The organism is Bradyrhizobium sp. sGM-13, from assembly GCF_018398875.1.
Taxonomy (GTDB): domain Bacteria; phylum Pseudomonadota; class Alphaproteobacteria; order Rhizobiales; family Xanthobacteraceae; genus Bradyrhizobium.
Genome location: NZ_JAGWDK010000026.1, coordinates 26,546 through 41,482 on the forward strand (window position 1 = coordinate 26,546; position 14,937 = coordinate 41,482).

A 14,937-nucleotide genomic window follows, 5' to 3' on the forward strand; every position below is an offset into this window, starting at 1 on the left:
AAAGCGCCGTTTTCCACGCGCAAAGCGGAACTCACCAGGACGCCATCATGTCTCGCCAGGACGCGAACGCAGCATTTGCCCTTTCCTCATTTTTGCAAGGCACCAACGCCACCTATATCGACGAGCTCTACGCCCGCTACGAGCAGGACCCCCGCTCGGTCGACAGCGACTGGCAGGAATTCTTCAAGAGCCTGAAAGACACCTCGGCCGATGTCCAGAAGAACGCCGAGGGCCCGTCCTGGGGCCGCGACAACTGGCCGATCACGCCGCAGGACGAACTGACCTCGGCGCTGGACGGCAACTGGGTCACCGTCGAAAAGGCCGTCGGCGCCAAGCTGGCCGCCAAGGCGCAGGCCAAGGGCGCCGAACTATCCCCTGCCGACGTCAACCAGGCGACGCGAGATTCGGTCCGCGCCCTGATGCTGATCCGCGCCTACCGCATGCGCGGTCATTTCCACGCCAAGCTGGATCCGCTCGGCATCGAAGCGCCGCGCGATCGCGAGGAGCTTGATCCACGCACCTACGGCTTCACCGAGGCCGATTTCGACCGCAAGATCTTCCTCGATCATGTGCTCGGCCTCGAATATGGCACGCTGCGCGAGATCGTCGCGATCTGCGAACGCACCTATTGCCAGACGCTCGGCGTCGAGTTCATGCACATCAGCAACGCGGCGCAGAAGGCCTGGATCCAGGAGCGCATCGAGGGGCCGGACAAGGAAATCAGTTTTACGCCGGAAGGACGCCGCGCCATCCTCAACAAGCTGATCGAAGCCGAAGGTTTCGAAAAATTCTGCGATCTCAAATTCACCGGCACCAAGCGTTTCGGTCTCGACGGCGCTGAATCGCTGATCCCGGCGCTCGAGCAGATCATCAAGCGCGGCGGCAATCTCGGCGTAAAGGAAATCGTGCTCGGCATGCCGCACCGCGGCCGCCTCAACGTGCTGACCCAGGTGATGGGCAAATCGCACCGCGCGCTGTTCCACGAATTCAAGGGCGGCTCCGCCAATCCCGAGGACGTCGAAGGCTCCGGCGACGTGAAGTACCATCTCGGCGCATCAAGCGACCGCGAGTTCGACGGCAACAAGATCCATCTGTCGCTGACCGCCAACCCGTCGCATCTGGAAATCGTCGATCCGGTCGTGCTCGGCAAGGTGCGCGCCAAGCAGGACCAGCACGGCGATCCGCCCGACATGCGCATCTCGGTGCTGCCCCTGCTGCTGCACGGCGACGCCGCGTTCGCCGGCCAGGGCGTGGTGGCGGAATGCTTCAGCCTCTCCGACCTGAAGGGCTACCGCACCGGCGGCTCGTTGCATTTCATCGTCAACAACCAGATCGGCTTCACCACCTATCCGCGCTATTCGCGCTCCTCGCCATATCCGTCCGACGTGGCGAAGATGATCGACGCGCCGATCTTCCACGTGAACGGCGACGATCCGGAAGCGGTGGTGTTCGCGGCGAAGGTCGCGATCGAGTTCCGGCAGAAATTCCACAAGCCGGTCGTGATCGACATGTTCTGCTATCGCAGGCACGGCCATAACGAGGGCGATGAGCCGGCGTTTACCCAGCCGGTGATGTACAAGCACATCGCCTCGCATCCGTCGACGCTCGAACTCTACGCCAAGCGCCTGGTCGCCGACGGCGTGCTGACCGAAGGCGAGGTCGGGAAGGCCAAGGCCGACTGGCGCGCGCGGCTCGATGCCGAGCTCGAGGCAGGCTCCGGCTACAAGCCCAACAAGGCCGACTGGCTCGACGGCAAGTGGGCCGGCTTCAAATCCGCCGACCAGGAAGAAGACGCCCGCCGCGGCGTCACCGGCGTCGATATCGGTATCCTCAAGGATATTGGCCGCAAGATCACCAAGGTGCCGGACGGTTTCCGGGTTCACCGCACGATCCAGCGTTTCCTGGAAAACCGCGCCAAGGCCATCGACAACGGTGTCGGAATCGACTGGGCGACCGGCGAAGCGCTGGCGTTCTGCACGCTGATGCAGGAAGGCCATCACGTCCGGCTTTCGGGACAGGACAGCGAGCGCGGCACGTTCTCGCAGCGCCATTCGGTGCTGATCGACCAGGAAGACGAGAGCCGCTACACGCCGTTCAACCACCTTGGCCACGATCAGGGCCACTACGAGGTCATCAACTCGCTGCTATCCGAAGAGGCGGTGCTCGGCTTCGAGTACGGTTATTCGCTGGCCGAGCCGAAGGCGCTGGCGATGTGGGAAGCCCAGTTCGGCGACTTCGCCAACGGTGCGCAGGTGCTGTTCGACCAGTTCATCTCTTCCGGCGAACGCAAATGGCTGCGCATGTCCGGTCTCGTCTGCCTGCTGCCACATGGCTATGAAGGGCAGGGACCGGAGCACTCCTCGGCGCGGCTCGAGCGTTTCCTGCAGATGTGCGCCGAAGACAACATGCAGGTGGTGTATCCGACCACGCCGGCGAATTACTTCCACGTGCTACGGCGCCAGTTACATCGCGAGATCCGCAAGCCCCTGATCGTGATGACGCCGAAGTCGCTGTTGCGCCACAAGCGCGCGGTCTCGCGGCTCGATGAGCTCGGCAAGGACACGACGTTCCACCGCATTCTGTACGATGACGCGCAGATGCTGCCCGACGAGAAGATCAAGCTGGCGCCGGACGACAAGATCCGCCGCGTCGTGCTGTGTTCGGGCAAGGTCTATTACGATCTCTACGAGGAGCGCGAGAAGCGCGGCATCGACGACATCTATCTCCTGCGCGTCGAGCAGCTCTATCCGGTGCCGCTGAAAGCGCTGGTGCACGAACTCGCACGCTTCAAGAATGCCGAAGTGGTGTGGTGCCAGGAAGAGCCGCGCAACATGGGCGCATGGCATTTCATCGAGCCCTATCTGGAATGGGTGCTGAACCAAATCCACGCGCCGAACCGGCGTCCGCGTTACGCCGGCCGTGCCGCCTCGGCGGCAACCGCCACCGGTTTGATGTCGAAGCATCTGGCGCAACTCAAGGCCATGCTGGATGAGGCGCTGAACTAGCAATTGCCCCAAGTCGTCATGCCCGGGCAAAGGCGCGCAGCGCCGTCTTCGCCCCAATGTCCCGGGCATCCACGTCTTGCTTTGTCAAAATTGTCTTAGGGCGTGGATGGCTGGGACGAGCTCGGCCATGACGCAAAGAGGAAAATACCATGACTGAAATTCGTGTTCCGACGCTCGGCGAGTCCGTGACGGAAGCCACCATCGGCCGCTGGTTCAAGAAGGCCGGCGATGCGGTGGCGGTGGATGAGCCGCTGGTCGAGCTCGAGACCGACAAGGTCACCATCGAAGTGCCGGCGCCATCCGCCGGCGTGCTCGGCGAGATCGCGGCCAAGGACGGCGAGACCGTCGCCGTCGGCGCGCTGCTCGGGCAGATCAATGAAGGCGCCGCCGGCGCCGCCAAGTCGGCCGCGGCCGCAACCGCCAAGGCCGCCGCTCCGGCTGCAGCGCCCGCCGCGGCACCTGCTGCGGCTCCGAAGGCTGCAGCAGCAGATGCGCCGCTGGCGCCGTCGGTTCGCAAACTTTCCGCCGAGAGCGGCATCGATGCGGCGACTGTGCCCGGCTCCGGCAAGGACGGCCGGGTTACCAAGGGCGACATGCTGGCCGCGATCGAGAAGGCGGCGTCGGCGCCGACCCCGGTCAATCAGCCGGCCGCTTCCGTGCAGGTCCGCGCGCCGTCGCCGGCCGATGATGCCGCGCGCGAAGAGCGCGTAAAGATGACGCGGCTGCGCCAGACCATCGCGCGGCGGCTCAAGGACGTGCAGAACACGGCCGCGATGCTCACGACCTTCAACGAGGTCGATATGAGCCACATCATGGCGATGCGCGCGCAGTACAAGGACGTGTTCGAGAAGAAGCATGGCAGCAAGCTCGGCTTCATGGGCTTCTTCACCAAGGCGGTGGTGCAGGCGCTGAAGGACATCCCAGCCGTCAATGCCGAGATCGACGGCACCGATTTGATCTACAAGAACTATTACCACATCGGCGTCGCCGTCGGCACCGACAAGGGTTTGGTCGTGCCTGTGGTGCGCGACTGCGACCACAGGTCGATCTCCGACATCGAAAAATCGATCGCCGATTTCGGCCGCCGCGCCCGCGACGGCCAGCTCAAGATCGACGAGATGCAGGGCGGCACCTTTACCATCACCAATGGCGGTATCTACGGCTCGCTGATGTCGACGCCGATCCTCAACGCCCCGCAGTCCGGCATCCTCGGCATGCACAAGATCCAGGAGCGGCCGATGGTGGTCGGTGGCAAGATCGAGGTCCGCCCGATGATGTATCTGGCGCTCTCCTATGATCACCGCGTGATCGACGGCAAGGAGGCGGTGACGTTCCTGGTGCGCGTCAAGGAGAGCCTGGAAGATCCCGCGCGGCTGGTGCTGGATCTCTGACACAACACGCTTGCCGGCGTCGGCACTCAAGCCTGCGCCGCAAGCCGTGGATCATGCACGTTGATTTGTGGGGCCTGATGTGACGGACAAGGTCGTTGTGATCACTGGCGGCAGCCGCGGCATCGGCCGTGCGGCCGCCATCGCCGCCGCCGCGCGCGGTTTTCGCGTCGTGGTCGGCTACGCCAGCAACAAGGCGGCGGCCGACGAAGTCGTCTCGCTGATCGAGCGCAAGAACGGCAAGGCGATCGCCGTGAAATGCGACGTCGGCAGCGAGGCGGACATTCTCGCGCTGTTCAAGGGATCAGACGAATTCGGAACGCTTGGCGCGCTCGTCAACAATGCCGGCATTGTCGGCCCGTCGATACGAGTCGAGGACATGCCGGCCGAACGCATCCAGCGCATGATGGCTGTCAACGTCACCGGCAGCATTTTATGCGCGCGCGAAGCCGTGAAGCGGATGTCGACCCGCAACGGCGGCGCGGGCGGCGTCATCGTCAATCTTTCCTCAGTCGCGGCGAAACTCGGGTCTCCCAATACGTATGTGGATTATGCGGCGTCCAAGGGCGCGGTTGATTCCTTCACCATCGGCCTTGGCTATGAGGTTGCCGGAGAGGGCATTCGGGTCGCGGCGATCCGGCCTGGACTGATCGATACGGATATTCATGCTTCCGGCGGCGAGCCCGATCGCGCGCATCGGCTCGCGCACATGGTGCCGATGAAGCGCGTCGGTACTGCGGAAGAAATCGCCAATGCCATCGTCTGGTTGATTTCGGACGAGGCTTCCTACGTCACCAGCGCCATCCTGGATGTATCGGGCGGCCGGTAATACCTGACATCTTATCTTAAGCTAACAGGACTTCATCATGGCTTCCTACGATCTCGTCGTCATCGGCACCGGTCCGGGCGGATATGTCTGCGCGGTGCGCGCGGCGCAACTCGGCATGAAGGTGGCCGTGGTCGAGAAAAACGCGACGCTGGGGGGCACCTGCCTCAATGTCGGCTGCATGCCGTCGAAGGCGCTGCTGCATGCCTCCGAAATGTTCGAGGAAGCCGGACATTCCTTTGCCAAGATGGGCGTCAGCATTTCCGCGCCAAAGCTCGATCTGCCGGCGATGATGAATTTCAAGCAACAGGGTATCGACGGCAACGTCAAGGGCGTCGAGTTCCTGATGAAGAAGAACAAGATCGACGTCCTCTACGGCGCCGGCAAGATCCTCGGCGCCGGCAAGGTCGAGGTCAACACTAACGGCAAGTCGCAGACGGTCGAGACCAAGAACATCGTCATCGCCACCGGCTCTGACATCGCGCGGCTGAAGGGCATCGAGATCGACGAGAAGCGCGTGGTGTCGTCAACCGGCGCGCTGTCGCTCGCGAAAGTGCCGGAGAAGCTTCTGATCATCGGCGCGGGCGTGATCGGGTTGGAGCTCGGTTCGGTCTGGAAACGGCTTGGCGCCGAGGTCATGGTCGTCGAATTCCTCGATCGCATTCTGCCCGGCATGGATGGGGAAGTCGCCAAGCAATTCCAGCGGATCCTCGAAAAGCAGGGCTTTGCATTCAAGCTCGGCGCCAAGGTGACGGCGGTCGACGCTTCCGGCAAGATGTTGAAGGCGACGGTGGAGCCGGCGGCGGGCGGCGCAGCGGAAACGATTGAGGCCGACGTGGTGCTGGTCTGCATCGGCCGCGTGCCCTACACCGAAGCGCTCGGCTGCAAGGAAGCCGGCATCGTACTCGACAACCGCGGCCGCGTGCAGATCGACGCGCATTTCGCTACCAGCCTGAAAGGCGTCTATGCGATCGGCGACGTCGTGGCGGGACCGATGCTCGCGCACAAGGCCGAGGATGAAGGCGTCGCCTGCGCCGAGATTATTGCAGGGCAGGCCGGCCACGTGAACTACGATGTTATCCCAAGCGTCGTGTATACCACGCCCGAAGTGTCGTCGGTCGGCAAGACCGAGGAAGAGCTGAAGCAGGCCGGCGTTGCCTACACCTCAGGCAAATTCCCGTTCACCGCCAACGGCCGCTCCAAGGTCAACCAGACCACTGACGGTTTTGTGAAGGTTCTCGCGGATGCGAAGACCGATCGCGTGCTCGGCGTGCACATTGTCGGCCGCGAGGCCGGCGAAATGATTCAGGAAGCCGCTGTTCTCATGGAGTTTGGCGGTTCTGCCGAGGATCTGGCGCGGACCTGTCACGCGCATCCGACCCGTTCGGAAGCGATCAAGGAAGCCGCGCTTGCGGTCGGCAAACGTGCCATCCATATGTGATCGGAACCCGGTACATGCCGAATTGAAGAAGCGGCTATCCAAAGATCCATGCTTTGAACAAAGAGATCGAGCGGAGCGACCAATCAAGGACCTCATTCCGCTTTAGAGATCACGATCGATGATGCGCCGCCTGTTACAGCCGTTTTGGGTCCTGCTTGCGGTCATCTTCCTGATCGAAGCTTGGCTGTGGGATCATCTCGAGCCGATCGTCGAGCGCATCGTTGCGCTGATTCCGCTTCGCGCCTTCAAGCGATGGCTGTCCGACCGGGTCGATGCGCTGTCGCCGGCGATGACACTGATCGTATTTGCCGTGCCGGTGATTCTGCTGTTTCCGCTCAAGCTGGTCGGGCTTTGGCTATTGGCGCACCAATACTGGTTCAGCGCGGCGGTTGTGATCGTATCAGGCAAATTGCTCGGCGTCGGCGTCACCGCGTTCATCTTCGACGTGACGCGGCCGAAGCTGCTGCAAATGGCGTGGTTCAAGAACATCTATGAGTTCATTGTGGCGATGCGCGCCAAGGCGGCCGAACTGGTCGATCCAATCAAGCAGCGCATCCGGGAAATTTTGCGTGGCGAGGGTGATAGCTGGTCATCGCGCATGCTGCGCACGATCGCGCGCTTCCGCAAGAGCGTGCACGAAGCGCGGTAAGGATTCTCGTTGTCATCGCCCGCGAAGGCGGGCGATCCAGTATTCCAGAGACGTTAGAGACTGAACCGGAAGCCGCGGCGTACTGGATGCCCCGCTTTCGCGGGGCATGACACCGGAAGCAATTCAACGAACCCCGACACTCAATGCAAATGCAAAAGATGCGGCGCGTAGAGGCCGAGCGCGGTGATGCCGATGCCGGCGATCGCCAATATGCCAGAGACCCAGGCCAGCACGATCATGCCGGTGATGATGGTGGCGGACGCCAGTACGATGCCGATCTGGAAGGCGGCTGAAGCGATTTCGTAGTGGTGATATTTTGCGGTCGCCTCGTCGCGCTCGTGCTCGGCGTGCTTGGCGCGTTTTGCCAACTCTTCCGAACCTTCGCCGGTCTCCGGCTCCGAGCGATAACGCTGCGCAGTCTTGTTCCAGTCGTCGATCTGCTTTTGCAGCGCCGCCTTTGCGCCATCGTCGCCGACGGTGCCGAGGCTGAGCCTGGCGTGTTCGGCGGTGGCCTGCACCACGGTGCGGCGGATGCTCTTGGCCTGGAAGAATGCCCAGAGATTTGAAGCCTCGACGTTCTTGCTGATGGCTTCGGTCTGTGCGCCCTTGCCGAGCGTTTCCGACAGCGCCAGAAACAGGGCGATCACCGCGATCAGCAGCGCGATCTTCTTGTTCGACCCCGAAGCGTGCTCGGCGTGCTCCGCATGCTCCATGCTTTCATGTGCGCCCATTTATTCTCCTCCTGTCGGTTGGCGCGCACGATTGCCGGAACCGCAACATGAGCGCAAGAGGCAAGCTAAGAGGCCATCGATGTGACGGGAGTATGTCGGCGCCGAGCGCTGAGATTCATCCGCGCGGATGCGCGGTGCGGTACACTTCCAAGAGCCGCTCGCTGTCGATCCCAGTGTAGATCTGCGTGGTCGAGAGCGAGGCGTGGCCGAGCAACTCCTGGATCGCACGCAGATCGCCGCCGCGGCTGAGCAGATGGGTTGCGAAGGAATGCCGCAGCGCGTGCGGCGTAGCGCTGTCGGGTAGCCCCAGCGCGCCGCGCAGCCGCTCCATGGTGAGCTGGATGATGCGTGGAGAAAGCGGCCCGCCGCGCGCGCCGACGAAGATCGGGCCGGCCGGCGGCAATGAATGCGGGCACATCGCAACGTAATCGGCGATCAGCGCCAGCACGTTTTGCAGCACCGGCACCATGCGGGTCTTGTTGCCCTTGCCGGTGACGATAATAACGTCGCCTTCGCCGGGTCTTGGCACGTCCTGCCGCTTCAGTCCCAGCGCTTCGGAGATGCGCAGGCCCGATCCATACAGCAGCGCCATCACCGCGGCGTCGCGCGCGAGAATCCAGGGATCACGTTCCTCGCCGGCGCGCTCGTCGGCATCGGCAAAGCGCTTGGCGGCGGCCATCTGGATCGGCTTCGGCAGGCTTTTTGCAATTTTCGGCGCGCGGATCGCGGACAGAGCTCCGACCTTGCCTTTGCCCTCCCGTTCGAGGTAGCGGCCGAACGAACGCAACCCCGCCAGCGCCCGCATCAGCGAGCGCCCGGCGATGTCGTCGGCACGGCGCATCGCCATGAAAGCCCTGACGTCGGTGGCTTCCAGCGCCGCAAATCGTTTCAGCGTGACCTTCTCACCCCAATGTTCGGCGAGGAAGGTGAGGCATTGGCGGAGGTCGCGGGCGTAGGCTTCGAGTGTCTTTGGCGACAGGCGCCGCTCGGCGCGCAGATGCGTCAGCCAGCGCGTCATCTCCCGCGCGAGACCGTCGTCGGCGCATTCGAGCTCGACCGCTTGCAGTGCCGGAACTTCCCTGGCCATCATCCTTGCCTTCGAAAGCTTGTCTTGAGAGCTTGTCTTGAGAACCTGCCTTGGAGCCGGTGATTCAGCGCATTATATCGCACCTCTTTCGTTTACCGTTCGCTAACCGGCCCGAGCGGCGCTAGCTTCGCTCCGGATACCTCAAGCCTGATTCCCCCTAATAATGGACCACGCCACCCGCCAAACCAGCTCATCGGCCTCGTCGACCCGCGTCGTCGACGTGCTGGTGCCGGTCGCGCTCAATCAGAATTATTCCTACCGCGTGCCACGCGGCATGGAGCTGAAGGCGGGCGACGTGGTCTGCGTGCCGCTCGGGCCGCGGGAGGTGGTGGCAGTGGTGTGGGCGGAGAACGCCAACCCCGATCCGCGTCTGCACAACCGCCTGAAGGACGTCGGCGAAAAGCTCGACGTGCCGCCGCTGAAGGAGGAGTTGCGCAGCCTGGTCGATTGGGTCGCCAATTACACGCTGTCCGCGCGCGGCATGGTGCTGCGCATGGCTTTGCGGATGGGCGAAAATCTCGGGTCCGAACGGATGCGCCTCGGCGTGCGGCTGGTAGGCCCGGCGCCGCAGCGCCTGACGCCGGCCCGGCGGCGGCTGATCGAGGTGCTGTCGGACGGTCTGCTGCACGGCAAGTCGGATGCGGCGCGGGAGGCGGGCGTCAGCTCAGGCGTGGTCGACGGCCTTGTCGATGAGGGAACCCTTGCCATCGAGGCGATGCCGCCGCCGCTGGCGCCGCCGGCGCCCGATCCGTCTTTTGCGCAGCCGGAATTTTCCCACCAGCAGCGCGCGGCGGTCGACATGATGCGCGCGCTTGCCGCCAACGGTACGTTTCACGTCGCGCTGCTCGACGGCGTCACCGGATCGGGCAAGACGGAAGTCTATTTCGAGGCGATTGCGGGAGTCGTCCGGCGCGGCAAGCAGACGCTGATCCTGATGCCTGAGATCGCGCTGACCGGGCAATTCCTCGACCGCTTCGCCCAGCGTTTCGGCGTGCGTCCACTGGAATGGCACTCTGAATTGACGCCGCGCACGCGGCAGCGCAATTGGGCCGCGATATCGACGGGTGAAGCGCCGGTCGTGGTCGGCGCGCGCTCGGCGCTGTTTCTGCCCTATGCGGACCTCGGTCTCATCATTGTCGATGAGGAGCACGACCAGGCCTACAAGCAGCACGACGGCGCGCATTACCATGCCCGCGACATGGCAGTCGTGCGCGCGCATATCGCCAAAATCCCGATCGTGCTGGCGTCCGCGACGCCGTCAGTCGAAACCGAAGTCAATGCACGCAAGGGGCGCTATCAGCGCGTCGCGCTGCCGTCCCGCTTCGGCGGCCAACACATGCCACATATCGAAGCCATCGATTTGCGACGCGCCCCGCCGCCGCGCGGCCGCTTTATCTCGCCGCCGCTCGCCGAGCAAATCCGGTTCGCGATCGAGAAACGCGAACAGGCGCTGTTGTTCTTGAACCGCCGCGGTTACGCGCCGCTGACGCTATGCCGCGCCTGCGGCCATCGCTTTGCCTGCACCATCTGCGACGCCTGGCTGGTGGACCATCGGTTTCGCCAGCGCCTGGTCTGCCACCATTGCGGCTTCTCGATGCCGCGCCCGAATATCTGCCCGCATTGCCAGGCCGAGGAATCGCTGGTCGCGGTCGGTCCGGGCGTGGAGCGGCTGCAGGAGGAGGCGGCTGCGCTGTTTCCGCAAGCGCGCACCATGGTGCTGTCGAGTGATCTGATTACCTCGATCGAGACCATGCGCAGCGAGCTGAACGAAATCGCGGAAGGCCGCGTCGACATCATCATCGGCACGCAACTGGTCGCGAAGGGCCATAATTTCCCGCGACTCAATCTGGTCGGCGTGGTCGACGCGGATCTGGGGCTGGGCAATGGTGATCCGCGCGCGGCCGAGCGCACGTTCCAACTGCTCAATCAGGTGATCGGGCGTGCCGGGCGCGATCAGGGCCGCGGCGTCGGGTACTTGCAGACCCATCAGCCCGAACATCCCGTGATGAAGGCCTTGGTCGCCAACGATCGTGAGGCGTTTTACGCCAGCGAAATCGACTCTCGCGAGCGCACCGGCTATCCGCCGTTCGGACGGCTCGCCGGCCTGATCATTTCCGCAGGCGACCGGCCGACCGCGGAAGGCTTTGCGCGCCGCCTTGCCGCTGTGGCGCCGATCGACGAGCGCATCCAGGTGCTGGGACCTGCCGAAGCGCCGCTTGCGGTGATCAAGGGCCGCTATCGGTTCCGGATCCTGGTGAAGTCGCTGCGCAATGTCGACATCTCGGAATATTTGCGCGAGTGGCTCGCCGGGGGCCCGAAGACCAAGGGCAATCTCAAACTCGAAGTCGACGTCGATCCGCAGAGCTTTTTGTAACGCCCTCCCCCTCCAGGGGAGGGTAAACAAAAAGGCCTGCCGTCATTTGCGACGGCAGGCCTTTGTTGCCGCGGAAAGTTCCGCAGGCGGTTACGCAACGCAACGCTTACGCGATCTGATGGACCGGAAAACGGCGCGCGACCGCGCGCCTTAGATGACCTCGGCGGTGACGTGGCCGACGCCGGCGCCGGTCAGGCCGATGGCCCGGGCAGCCCCCTTGGACAGGTCGAGCACGCGTCCCCTGATGAAGGGACCACGGTCGTTGATCGTGACGATTACGCTCTGGCCGCGATGGGTGACGCGGAGCTTGGTGCCGAACGGCAGCGAGCGGTGGGCCGCGGTCATGGCGTTCTGGTTGAAGCGCTGTCCAGAGGCGGTCTTGCTGCCGGATTCATTGCCGTAAAACGAGGCCTTTCCCGAGAAGCCGCGCCCGGTGCTCTGGGAGCCGATCGAGGCATTGGCGTTCAGCCAGTCGCCGCTAGCCGTTTTGGCCTTGCTGGCGTGATGGTGGTGATGGCGATGATGCCTGGATTTTGCAGAAGCTTCGGTGATGGCGCCACCGACCAGGAGAGTTGCGGCGATCAAGGCGAGCGCCGTGCGCGACCGGGTTAGAGTTCCCGGCACAACATTATTGGTATGCAACATTAAACTAGTCCCTCAGATAGTATTTGCCACATACGTGACAAATGGAACCCCCGTCCCAACTTCAGGAGGCCGTTTGATGAGGCAATGAGGCGTGAATTGGGCAGTAAATCGGGAATGTATCGCCTGGCATATCTTGTTACCGTCGAGCGATATTCCGTAATCTTGTACATTAATAGGTTTTTAACCAATTCAATACTTATTATTACTTAACAATACAGTCATCACAGATCACGTGAAGATTTGCGCAAGTAATGATCAAATGGAGGCGGGCCGCCCGATTCGTTCCGAACGCTATCGGTCATAGCGGCCATGCAAATACGGGTGGAACAAATCGGCTGGTCGGGGACCGCTCCAGAGCGCCTGCAACCGCCGGACTCAAAATTCCGGCGCGCCGATCCCATCAAGCGCATTCGACCGGGCCTGAAAATTGACGTGCGACAAGGCATCGTCCGCATGCGCCGTCATGTTGCACCTGCGCGATTGCTATGTTAGCAAAGCCGCGATTTTAACGATCTCGGTACCTCTCGTGCCGGTCGAAAATCGAAGTCCCGCTTGAATTCCAAGGGCTTGGATCGCTAGGCGCCGCTACCCGTGGCGACGGTTTTTCCCTTGCGAGTTTGACATCTGAAAAGAGCGTCTCTGTGGCTGCTGAAGATCCGTCCGTTTCGGGAGTGTCCGGCCGTTATGCTACGGCCTTGTTCGAGTTGGCGCGCGAGGAGAAATCCATCGACGCGGTAAGGGCCGATCTCGATAAATTCGAGGCCATGCTGAACGAAAGCGCCGATCTCAAGCGCCTCGTCCGCAGCCCGGTCTTCTCGGCAGATGCGCAGGCCAAGGCGCTCACTGCCCTGCTCGACAAGGCCGGAATTACCGGCACTTCCGCCAAATTCCTTAAAGTGTTGACTGCCAATCGCCGGCTGTTCGCCGTGGCCGATGTGATCCGCGCCTTTCGCGCGCTGGTGGCGAAGTTCAAGGGCGAGGCGACCGCTGACGTCACCGTCGCCGAACAGCTCAGTGACAAGAATCTCGACGCGCTGAAGACCGCACTGAAATCGGTGACGGGCAAGGACGTCGCGCTCAACGTGAAAGTCGATCCCTCCATCATTGGCGGCCTTGTGGTCAAGCTCGGCAGCCGCATGGTGGATAGCTCGCTTCGCACCAAACTCAATTCGATCAAGCACGCGATGAAAGAGGCAGGCTGATGGACATCCGCGCCGCGGAAATTTCCGCGATCCTCAAGGACCAGATCAAGAATTTCGGCCAGGAGGCTGAGGTTACCGAAGTCGGGCAGGTGCTGTCCGTCGGTGACGGTATCGCCCGCGTCTACGGTCTGGACAATGTCCAAGCCGGTGAAATGGTCGAATTCGAGAACGGCACCCGCGGCATGGCGCTGAACCTCGAAACCGACAACGTCGGTATCGTGATCTTCGGCGCCGACCGCGAGATCAAGGAAGGCCAGACCGTCAAGCGTACCCGCGCCATCGTCGATACGCCGGTCGGCAAGGGCCTGCTCGGCCGCGTCGTCGACGCGCTCGGCAATCCGATCGACGGCAAGGGCCCGATCCAGGCTACCGAACGCAAGCGCGTCGACGTCAAGGCGCCCGGCATCATTCCGCGCAAGTCGGTGAGCGAGCCGATGGCGACCGGCCTCAAGGCGATCGATGCGCTGATCCCGGTCGGCCGCGGCCAGCGCGAGCTGATCATCGGCGACCGTCAGACCGGCAAGACCGCAATCGCGCTCGACACCATCCTGAACCAGAAGCCGCTCAACGCGCAGCCGGACGAGAACATCAAGCTGTATTGCGTCTACGTCGCGATCGGCCAGAAGCGCTCGACCGTTGCCCAGTTCGTCAAGGTGCTGGAAGAGCAGGGCGCGCTGGAATATTCGATCGTCGTCGCCGCCACCGCGTCCGACCCGGCGCCGATGCAGTACATCGCGCCCTTCACCGGCTGCACGATGGGCGAGTACTTCCGCGACAACGGCATGCACGCGGTCATCATCTATGACGACTTGTCCAAGCAGGCCGTCGCCTACCGCCAGATGTCACTGCTGCTGCGCCGCCCGCCGGGCCGCGAAGCCTATCCGGGCGACGTGTTCTATCTGCACTCCCGTCTGCTCGAGCGCGCGGCGAAGCTCAACAAGGACCAGGGCTCCGGCTCGCTGACGGCGCTGCCGGTCATCGAAACCCAGGCCAACGACGTGTCGGCCTACATTCCGACCAACGTGATTTCGATTACCGACGGTCAGATCTTCCTGGAAACCGACCTGTTCTTCCAGGGCATCCGTCCCGCGGTGAACGTCGGTCTGTCGGTGTCGCGCGTGGGCTCCTCGGCACAGACCAAGGCGATGAAGAAGGTCGCCGGCAAGATCAAGGGTGAGCTGGCGCAGTACCGCGAGATGGCGGCCTTCGCGCAGTTCGGCTCCGATCTCGACGCTTCGACCCAGCGCCTGCTCAACCGCGGCTCGCGCCTGACTGAACTGCTGAAGCAGCCGCAGTTCTCGCCGCTGAAGATGGAAGAGCAGGTCTGCGTGATCTGGGCCGGCACCAACGGCTATCTCGACCCGCTTCCGCTCAACAAGGTGCGCGCCTTCGAGGACGGCCTGTTGTCGCTGCTGCGCGGCAAGAACGTCGAGATCCTCAACGGCATCCGTGACAGCCGGGATCTCTCTGACGATCTCGCCGGCAAGCTGAAGACCGTGGTCGAAGGTTACGCCAAGACGTTTTCTTGAGAATTTGCCGTTGCGGCCCGGCTGCTAGCCGGGCCCGACGAAAGAGTGGCTTGCGGTCGG

At 63.1% G+C, this 14,937-nt stretch carries 11 protein-coding genes; 8 read left to right on the plus strand and 3 right to left on the minus strand.

Going from position 1 to position 14,937, the window contains the following annotated elements; genetic code table 11:
* Nucleotides 1-47: 47 nt before the first annotated feature.
* The 5 genes from KJQ96_RS29605 (at nt 48) to KJQ96_RS29625 (ending at nt 7,309) form a co-directional block, all read left to right on the plus strand.
* On the plus strand, nt 48-3,005 hold the full coding sequence (locus tag KJQ96_RS29605; RefSeq protein WP_213289896.1) for a 2-oxoglutarate dehydrogenase E1 component: 2,958 nt from the start codon (nt 48-50) through the stop codon (nt 3,003-3,005).
* A gap of 149 nt (nt 3,006-3,154) precedes the next feature.
* A complete protein-coding gene (gene odhB / locus KJQ96_RS29610) occupies nt 3,155-4,396 on the plus strand; it encodes a 2-oxoglutarate dehydrogenase complex dihydrolipoyllysine-residue succinyltransferase (protein WP_213289897.1) in 1,242 nt (413 codons plus the stop codon).
* Nucleotides 4,397-4,475: 79 nt separating this feature from the next.
* Complete coding sequence (locus KJQ96_RS29615) at nt 4,476-5,222, plus strand: SDR family oxidoreductase (protein ID WP_213289898.1); 747 nt, start codon at nt 4,476-4,478, stop codon at nt 5,220-5,222.
* Nucleotides 5,223-5,259: 37 nt separating this feature from the next.
* On the plus strand, nt 5,260-6,660 hold the full coding sequence (lpdA, locus tag KJQ96_RS29620) for a dihydrolipoyl dehydrogenase (RefSeq protein ID WP_213289899.1): 1,401 nt from the start codon (nt 5,260-5,262) through the stop codon (nt 6,658-6,660).
* A 118-nt stretch (nt 6,661-6,778) separates the two neighbouring features.
* A complete protein-coding gene (locus tag KJQ96_RS29625; RefSeq protein ID WP_213289900.1) occupies nt 6,779-7,309 on the plus strand; it encodes a hypothetical protein in 531 nt (176 codons plus the stop codon).
* 140 nt (nt 7,310-7,449) lie between these two features.
* Here the strand turns inward: KJQ96_RS29625 and KJQ96_RS29630 are convergent, their stop codons facing one another.
* Both KJQ96_RS29630 and KJQ96_RS29635 read right to left on the minus strand, forming a co-directional pair.
* On the minus strand, nt 7,450-8,040 hold the full coding sequence (locus KJQ96_RS29630; protein WP_213289901.1) for a DUF4337 domain-containing protein: 591 nt from the start codon (nt 8,038-8,040) through the stop codon (nt 7,450-7,452).
* Between the two features lie 115 nt (nt 8,041-8,155).
* On the minus strand, nt 8,156-9,127 hold the full coding sequence (locus KJQ96_RS29635) for a tyrosine recombinase XerC (protein ID WP_213289950.1): 972 nt from the start codon (nt 9,125-9,127) through the stop codon (nt 8,156-8,158).
* A 163-nt stretch (nt 9,128-9,290) separates the two neighbouring features.
* On the opposite strand from KJQ96_RS29635, the gene KJQ96_RS29640 reads away from it, so the two are divergent.
* The gene (locus tag KJQ96_RS29640) at nt 9,291-11,501 is read left to right on the plus strand and encodes a primosomal protein N' (RefSeq protein WP_213289902.1); all 2,211 of its coding nucleotides are present in this window, start codon (nt 9,291-9,293) and stop codon (nt 11,499-11,501) included.
* A 150-nt stretch (nt 11,502-11,651) separates the two neighbouring features.
* Here KJQ96_RS29640 and KJQ96_RS29645 read toward each other — a convergent pair whose 3' ends face one another.
* Nucleotides 11,652-12,146, minus strand: coding sequence for a septal ring lytic transglycosylase RlpA family protein (locus tag KJQ96_RS29645; protein WP_213289903.1), 495 nt, complete (start codon nt 12,144-12,146; stop codon nt 11,652-11,654).
* Nucleotides 12,147-12,787: 641 nt separating this feature from the next.
* On the opposite strand from KJQ96_RS29645, the gene KJQ96_RS29650 reads away from it, so the two are divergent.
* Nucleotides 12,788-13,348 carry a F0F1 ATP synthase subunit delta gene (locus KJQ96_RS29650; RefSeq protein ID WP_213289904.1) on the plus strand — a complete coding sequence of 187 codons (561 nt, stop codon included), beginning with the start codon at nt 12,788-12,790 and terminating at the stop codon, nt 13,346-13,348.
* Nucleotides 13,348-14,877 (plus strand): F0F1 ATP synthase subunit alpha, encoded by a 1,530-nt coding sequence (atpA, locus tag KJQ96_RS29655; protein WP_213289905.1) that lies wholly within the window; start codon nt 13,348-13,350, stop codon nt 14,875-14,877. The genes KJQ96_RS29650 and atpA overlap by 1 nt, the downstream gene beginning before the upstream one ends.
* Nucleotides 14,878-14,937: the final 60 nt, after the last annotated feature.

Bases quoted from the DNA above. Each gene is read 5' to 3' on its own strand.
- atpA (WP_213289905.1), top strand. From the start codon at position 13,348: ATGGACATCCGCGCCGCGGAAATTTCCGCGATCCTCAAGGACCAGATC.
- KJQ96_RS29630 (WP_213289901.1), bottom strand. From the start codon at position 8,040: ATGGGCGCACATGAAAGCATGGAGCATGCGGAGCACGCCGAGCACGCT.
- lpdA (WP_213289899.1), top strand. From the start codon at position 5,260: ATGGCTTCCTACGATCTCGTCGTCATCGGCACCGGTCCGGGCGGATAT.
- KJQ96_RS29640 (WP_213289902.1), top strand. From the start codon at position 9,291: ATGGACCACGCCACCCGCCAAACCAGCTCATCGGCCTCGTCGACCCGC.
- KJQ96_RS29645 (WP_213289903.1), bottom strand. From the start codon at position 12,146: ATGTTGCATACCAATAATGTTGTGCCGGGAACTCTAACCCGGTCGCGC.
- odhB (WP_213289897.1), top strand. From the start codon at position 3,155: ATGACTGAAATTCGTGTTCCGACGCTCGGCGAGTCCGTGACGGAAGCC.
- KJQ96_RS29635 (WP_213289950.1), bottom strand. From the start codon at position 9,127: ATGGCCAGGGAAGTTCCGGCACTGCAAGCGGTCGAGCTCGAATGCGCC.
- KJQ96_RS29625 (WP_213289900.1), top strand. From the start codon at position 6,779: ATGATGCGCCGCCTGTTACAGCCGTTTTGGGTCCTGCTTGCGGTCATC.
- KJQ96_RS29605 (WP_213289896.1), top strand. From the start codon at position 48: ATGTCTCGCCAGGACGCGAACGCAGCATTTGCCCTTTCCTCATTTTTG.